Source organism: Arthrobacter sp. TB 26 (genome assembly GCF_000427315.1).
Lineage (GTDB): Bacteria > Actinomycetota > Actinomycetes > Actinomycetales > Micrococcaceae > Arthrobacter.
Genome location: NZ_AUPJ01000432.1, coordinates 1 through 6,387 on the forward strand (window position 1 = coordinate 1; position 6,387 = coordinate 6,387).

Annotated in this window: 9 protein-coding genes and 1 pseudogene; 6 read left to right on the forward strand and 4 right to left on the reverse strand. The window is 68.2% G+C overall.

The features are described from left to right. The 4 genes and pseudogenes from K789_RS0116590 to K789_RS0116605 form a co-directional block, all read left to right on the forward strand. Positions 1 to 304: pseudogene (locus tag K789_RS0116590) on the forward strand (glycine oxidase ThiO); the annotation flags it as partial. Then, a complete protein-coding gene (gene thiS, locus K789_RS0116595) occupies positions 301 to 537 on the forward strand; it encodes a sulfur carrier protein ThiS (RefSeq protein WP_024367737.1) in 237 nt (78 codons plus the stop codon). The pseudogene K789_RS0116590 and the gene thiS, both read left to right, overlap by 4 nt. Positions 538 to 542: 5 nt before the next feature. After that, positions 543 to 1,376 carry a thiazole synthase gene (locus K789_RS0116600; RefSeq protein ID WP_272943977.1) on the forward strand — a complete coding sequence of 278 codons (834 nt, stop codon included), beginning with the start codon at positions 543 to 545 and terminating at the stop codon, positions 1,374 to 1,376. 15 nt (positions 1,377 to 1,391) lie between these two features. After that, positions 1,392 to 1,715, forward strand: coding sequence for a 4a-hydroxytetrahydrobiopterin dehydratase (locus tag K789_RS0116605; RefSeq protein WP_024367739.1), 324 nt, complete (start codon positions 1,392 to 1,394; stop codon positions 1,713 to 1,715). 132 nt (positions 1,716 to 1,847) lie between these two features. Here the strand turns inward: K789_RS0116605 and K789_RS0116610 are convergent, their stop codons facing one another. From K789_RS0116610 to K789_RS0116620, 3 genes are all read right to left on the reverse strand, one after another. Then, on the reverse strand, positions 1,848 to 2,150 hold the full coding sequence (locus K789_RS0116610) for a hypothetical protein (protein ID WP_024367740.1): 303 nt from the start codon (positions 2,148 to 2,150) through the stop codon (positions 1,848 to 1,850). A 69-nt stretch (positions 2,151 to 2,219) separates the two neighbouring features. After that, positions 2,220 to 2,444 carry a DUF3107 domain-containing protein gene (locus tag K789_RS0116615; protein WP_024367741.1) on the reverse strand — a complete coding sequence of 75 codons (225 nt, stop codon included), beginning with the start codon at positions 2,442 to 2,444 and terminating at the stop codon, positions 2,220 to 2,222. A 53-nt stretch (positions 2,445 to 2,497) separates the two neighbouring features. Further along, positions 2,498 to 3,163, reverse strand: a complete 666-nt coding sequence (locus K789_RS0116620; protein ID WP_024367742.1) for a TetR/AcrR family transcriptional regulator — start codon at positions 3,161 to 3,163, stop codon at positions 2,498 to 2,500. An 84-nt stretch (positions 3,164 to 3,247) separates the two neighbouring features. On the opposite strand from K789_RS0116620, the gene moeB reads away from it, so the two are divergent. Together moeB and K789_RS0116630 are read left to right on the forward strand one after the other, a co-directional pair. Further along, positions 3,248 to 4,468, forward strand: coding sequence for a molybdopterin-synthase adenylyltransferase MoeB (gene moeB / locus K789_RS0116625; RefSeq protein WP_035740046.1), 1,221 nt, complete (start codon positions 3,248 to 3,250; stop codon positions 4,466 to 4,468). Positions 4,469 to 4,510: 42 nt separating this feature from the next. Next, entirely contained in the window at positions 4,511 to 5,521 is a 1,011-nt protein-coding gene (locus tag K789_RS0116630; RefSeq protein ID WP_024367744.1) for an SDR family NAD(P)-dependent oxidoreductase, read from the forward strand. On the opposite strand, the gene K789_RS0116635 is transcribed toward K789_RS0116630, so the two are convergent. Further along, positions 5,518 to 6,387 (reverse strand): HNH endonuclease signature motif containing protein (locus K789_RS0116635; RefSeq protein WP_024367745.1); only part of this gene is annotated, 870 nt, incomplete at its 5' end. The two genes, K789_RS0116630 and K789_RS0116635, sit on opposite strands and share 4 nt — an antisense overlap.

Consider the following 6,387-nt stretch of genomic DNA (forward strand, 5'->3'; position numbering starts at 1 on the left):
CCCCGCCGTCGCCGAACTGGAATTGCTCGAGGCCACGGCCCGGGCCCGGCCGGGGACCCCGGACAACGCGCCGCTGCTGGGCCGGGTGGCGGAACCCGGAAGTTCGGCAGACGTCGCGGGCCTGATCATCGCCACCGGGTTCTTCCGGCACGGAATCCTGCTCACGCCCGCCGCCGCAGAGATCTGCCGCGGACTACTGGACGGCGTCGCGGATCCCCGCTGGGCCCACTTCCGGCCGGACAGGTTCAGTACCGCAACACCGCTCCCGAACACCCACCCAGAGCACAACAAGGAAACGGTATGAACATCACCCTGAACGGAACCGGGCACTCGCTCCCCGACGGCGCATCGGTCAGCACCCTCGTCAGCCAGGTCACCGGCCGGGCCCTGGCCCCCAACGGCCAGTCTGCGGACGGCGGGAAACTCGGCGTCGCCGTCGCCCGCAACGCCGCGGTGGTCCCGCGCAGCCAATGGCACGGCACCGCGCTCGCCGACGGCGACGACATCGAGCTGGTAACGGCGGTACAGGGAGGATGAGCAGCATGGAGGACACCACATTGGCGGCGGCGCCCGGAGCGGCAGTGCCTGGAGTGTCAGCGGCCGCCGCGGATCCGTTCACGGTGGACGGCGTGCAGCTGGGGTCGAGGCTCATCATGGGCACAGGCGGGGCCCCGAGCCTGGATGGCCTGGGGGCTGCACTGCTGGCCTCGGGCACCGAACTGACCACCGTCGCGATGCGGCGCTATTCGCCGGCGGAGTCCGGGTCGCTGTTCCAGCTGCTGCTGGACCACAACATCCGGGTGCTGCCCAACACGGCGGGTTGCTTCACCGCCAGGGACGCCGTGCTGACGGCCGAACTGGCCCGCGAAGCCCTCGAAACGGACTGGGTGAAACTGGAGGTCATCGCGGACGAGCACACCCTGCTGCCGGACGCTGTGGAACTGGTCGACGCCACCGAACAGCTCGTGGGCCGCGGGTTCAAGGTGTTCGCCTACACCAACGACGACCCGGTGCTGGCCCTGCGGCTGGAAAACCTCGGCGCCGCTGCCGTCATGCCCCTGGGCGCGCCGATCGGCACCGGCCTGGGCATCCTGAATCCGCACAACATCGAACTGATCGTCTCGCGGGCCTCCGTACCGGTGGTCCTGGACGCCGGGATCGGCACCGCCTCCGACGCGGCCCTGGCCATGGAACTTGGCTGCGATGCCGTGCTGCTGGCCACGGCCGTAACCCGGGCCCAGAATCCGGTGCTGATGGGCGAGGCCTTCAAGCACGCGGTCATCGCCGGTAGGCTGGCAAAAAGGGCCGGCAGGATCCCGCGCCGGGAGCACGCGCTGGCGTCCTCGGCCATGGAGGGCCGGGCCGAATTCCTTTAGGCAAAGGAGCCTGCCATGGCAGATGATGTCCTCACCGAGGCCCAAATTGACGAGGCCCTGGCGGAACTGCCCGGCTGGAGCTACCGGCTGGGTGGCCTCGCCGCGGTCTACAAAGCCCCGACAGCGGCCGCGGCGCTGGAACTGATCGCCGCCGTCGGACGCCTGGCCGAAGAGCAGAACCACCACCCGGACCTGGACTGGCGCTATCGGAGGGTCTTCCTGCGGTACAGCTCGCACGACGCCGGCGACAAGGTCACGCGGCGGGACGTCGCGGCCGCAACTGCCGCCAGTGCGGCAGCCGCCGGGATCGGCGCCACCGCGGAACCTGCGCCTCAGTAGGTCCGAGTCCGGTCACGTGCTGGAGGAAACGTCGGCGGCCGGGCCCCAAATGACCGGGGCGTTAACGAACCGTGACCACGCACCCGGCTGGGTGGTGGTCACGGATGCGGCGCCTGCCGCCGGGGGAAACTGTCAGTAGCGCAGGATGGCGGTCAGCCGTGCAGTGTCTCGGCTGGTGCGGTTCCTGCCCAGGAACAGGACGGCCGCGACGGAGGCTGCCGCGCCGAAGACAATGGGCAGCACCCACGGAATCCAGGTCAGACCGGGCTGGTAGCCCAGCCCTGCGGCGACGAAGATGATCCAGGCCAGCATCCCGACCGTGAGCGACACCCCTGCCGGGACCGCGATGCCGTATTTGGCGTGCCGCTTGTCATTGGCCCACACCACAAAGCCCGCGGCCACGGTTGCCAAGGCAACCACAATCAGGGAAAGCATGTTCGGTCTCCTTGCGGATCTGGGGGACTGGTCAGCAGCGCTGCCGCCAGGGACAGCTGCGGACGGTGGCTAGAGCGCGCCGAAACCGACGCGGCGTACTTCCTCGGCGCCGATTTCGACATAGCCCAAGACGTTGGCGGGAATGATGATCTGGCGGCCTTTTTCGTCCGTCAGCCGCAGCTCCGTGCCCTTTGCGATGGCCTCGCCGACCACCTTGGCCACGGCGTCGGCCTCCTGGGACGATTCCAGGACAATTTCGCGGCCGATATTCTGAATGCCGATCTTTACTTCCACTGCAAGGCCTCCCAGCCAATCAAAGTTCTTTGGGTGTTATCTCTATTTGTAGTCTAGGTTTCCTTGGGGAAGCGGGAGATTCCGCGCCAAGCTAAACGGTAGATCAGATCGCTCGCCACATCGAGGTCAAGATTACCGTCGGTTTCGAGCCAGTACCGGGCGCTGACCTGCGCCATCCCGGCGAGTCCGCGGCCCAGCAACTGGGACTCCAGCTCGGGCAGCTTGGTGTCCTCTGCGATGACACGGGCGACGGCGTCGGCGAAGGTCTTGTTGAAGGCTTCCAGCCGGGCGCTGACGTCGGCGTCATTGACGAGGTCGGACTCGAAGACGAGGCGGTGGGCCTGGTCGTCGCTGGCGATGAAGCGGAAGTAGGCGCGCATGACGGCCTGGACACGCTCATCGTTGTCCGTCGTGGAGTTGAGGGCACCCAGCAGCAGCCCGATCAGTTTGCTCAGCTGGCTGTCCAGCAGGGCCAGGTACAGCTCGCGCTTGGACGGGAAGTGCTGGTACAGCACGGGCTTGCTGACGTGGGCGGTCTCGGCGATTTCGTCCATCGCGGCACCGTGGTAGCCGTTGGCAACGAAGACTTCCTGGGCAGCCGCCAGCAGCTGCGCCCGGCGTTCGTCGCGGGGAAGCCGCGCCGATCGTTGTCCGCTTCGTGCCGGGACGTCCGGTGACTTTCCGGCATGACCCCGCTCAACCGGTGCCTGATGAACCACTGTCGGCCTTCTTTCGCTTGCTGTTACGTCCACTTTACGTGCCGGTAATATGACCTGGCGGCATCTTCGGGCATAGATTGAAGTATGGCTTCCAAGTTCACTCCCAATGCAGCCCCCGCAGGCACGAAAAAGGTGTCCGGAACGCCAGGCCCGCTGGTGGATCCGGCCGACGGCCTGAGCCCGGACGAGGTGGAACGCTACTCCCGGCACCTGATCATTCCGGAAATCGGGGCGATCGGTCAGCGCCGCCTGAAGAACGCCAGGGTCCTCGTGATCGGCGCCGGCGGACTGGGCTCGCCCGCGCTGCTTTACTTGGCCGCCGCGGGCGTAGGCACCCTGGGAATCGTCGACGACGACACTGTGGACCTGAGCAACCTTCAGCGCCAGGTGATCCATGGCGTGGCGGATGTGGGCCGGCCCAAGATCGAGTCCGCCCGCGACGCCATAGCCGCCCTCAATCCGCTCGTGGAGGTCCGGCTGCACAATGTCCGGCTTGACGCCTCCAACGCCCTCGAACTCTTTGCCGGCTACGACCTCATCCTCGATGGCGCCGACAACTTTGCCACCCGCTACCTCGTCAATGACGCCGCGGCGATCCTCGGCAAGCCGTACGTCTGGGGTTCGATCTTCCGCTTCGACGGGCAGGTCAGCGTCTTCTGGGAACAATACGGCCCCACCTACCGGGACCTGTACCCTGAGGCGCCACCCGCGGGGTCCGTGCCGTCCTGCGGCGAGGGCGGCGTGTTCGGAATGCTCTGCGCCGCCGTCGGCTCGCTCATGGTGACGGAGGCCGTCAAGCTCATCACCGGCGTCGGACGTTCCCTGTTGGGCAGGGTGGCGCTCTTCGACGCACTCGGCGGGACCTGGCGGGAAATCAAGGTCTCCCGTGATCCCGAGGCGGAGCGGATCACGGAACTGACCGACTACGAGGCTTTTTGCGGCATCATCCCCGCCGCGGACGCGGGCACCGAACATACCGTGACCGCCACGCAGCTGGCGACGATGTTGGCCTCCCGCACGGCCGGGCTCAAGGATTTCCAGCTGGTGGATGTGCGGGAGACGGGGGAATACGAGATCGTCCGGATCGACGGGGCTGTGCTGATCCCGCAAGGCCGGATCCTGGCCGGCGAGGCCTGGCAGGAGCTGCCGCAGGACCTGGACATCGTGTTCCACTGCAAGGCCGGGACCCGGTCCGCGGCCGTTCTCGCCGCTGCCCGGGCCGCCGGCTATGAGCGCGTCAGCCACCTCGACGGCGGAATCCTGGCCTGGGTGCGCGACGTCGAGCCCGGAAAACCGGTCTACTGACCGTCGTAGCGCGAAATGAACCCGTCAGGAAAGGCCAGTGACATGAGCGTGACCCCGCAGCACAAAATCGGCTCCGGCTTCGGGCGGGACTCGACGGCGGCGCAGGTCGTTGCCGGGATCGACCTGCACGGGAAGACCGCGATCGTCACCGGCGGCTACTCCGGCCTGGGCCTGGAAACCGTCCGGGCCCTGGCAGCAGCGGGCGCCGCGGTGGTGGTGCCGGCCCGGCGGCCGGAACATGCCCGCGAAGTACTGGCGGAGGCCGGCGTCCCCGCCGGGACAGGCGCCGGAGAAGTCAGCGTCGCCGCGCTTGACCTGGCCGACCAGTCCAGTGTGAAGGTGTTTGCGGCCGGCTTCCTGGCTTCCGATTTCCTTGGCGGGAGCGGCCGCCTGGACATCCTCATCAACAACGCCGCGATCATGGCCAGCCCCGAACGCCGTGTGGGTCCGGGCTGGGAGTCGCAGTTCGCCACCAACCACCTGGGCCACTTTGCCCTCACCAACCTGCTCTGGCCCGCGCTGGCTGCCGGTTCCGGGGCCCGGGTCGTGTCGCTGTCCTCCACCGGACACAAGCTCTCGCCGATCCGCTTCGAGGACATCAACTTCGAGACCGGCTATGACAAATGGCGGGCGTACGGGCAGGCCAAGACGGCCAACTCGTTGTTCGCCGTGCAGCTTGATGCGCTCGGCAGGGACTCCGGGGTGCGCGCCTTCGCGGTGCATCCGGGAGGCATCATGACGGAACTGCAGCGCCACCTGCCCAGGGAAGAAATGATCGCCGCCGGCTGGATGGATGAGGCCGGCAACGTCGACGCGCGGTTCAAGACCCCCGCCCAGGGTGCGGCGACGTCCGTGTGGGCGGCGACGTCTCCGGCGCTCACGGGAATGGGCGGCGTCTACTGCGAGGACTGCGACATCGCTGAGCCCACTGTGGTGGGATCGCCCGGGGCGCGGATCCGGGGTGTGGACGCCCACGCGGTGGACCGCGCTGATGCCGCCAGGCTGTGGACGCTGTCTGCTGAGCTGACAGGAATCAACGCCTTCGCCGGCTAGCGCCCGTGCGCTAATGACGTGGCTGGATGATCGAGTTGAGCGGCATGCCTCGAGTCGCTCAGTTCTGTGTCCGGCCATGGGTGCCCGGAGGTGAAGAGGTGCCAGTCCGGGAACGGGTCCGGCGGCAGTTCCTGGTCGGGCTCAGGACCAGGGTCTTCGGGGTCCTCGGGTACGCCTTCGGCAAGGAGTGTCAGCATGGCCTGGAGGCGGTCCGGCCAGTGGGGTGGTTCCCAGTCCTGTTGCTCGCTGGGGTAGTGCCGTCCGGACGGGGAGGTCCAGCCGGGCGGGGCGTTTTTGCTGGCCCGGGCCGGGGTCCAGGCTGAGTTGTGTTTGAGGCGGTGGTGTTTGCGGCAGGGCTGGCCGAGGTTGCTGATTCCGGTGGTGCCTCCGTCGGCCCAGGCCAGGATATGGTCGGCGTCGTTGTCCAGGGACGGGTTGTTGCAGCCCGGGAAGGGGCACTTCCCGTCGCGGAGCCGCAGCCATTGCCGCAGTGCCGTCGGCACCCGGTAGCTGGACCGGCCGATTTCCAGCGGCGCCCCGTCCCGCGGATCCACCAGGACCCGGTAGAACGAACCGGCGCCTTCGGCGACGAGGCGGCGGGCCATCGAGGGCGGGATCGGCCCGTAGCCGTCCAGGACCGCCGGTTCCTCCCCGGCGCCGAGCAGGGAGAAGACGGGTACGGTGATCAGGACCTGCGCCGGCGGCGACGGCACACCCCCACCCACACCTTCTCCCTCAGTGCCAGTGGTGAGCCCACTGGTGAGCAGCCAGGTCGCGGCGACATCGGCGCGCAGCTGGGTCAGGGTCCGGGCCTCGGCCGGGCCCTGGAGGGCCCGGGCGGCGGCGGTGGTCCGGGCCCAAATCCC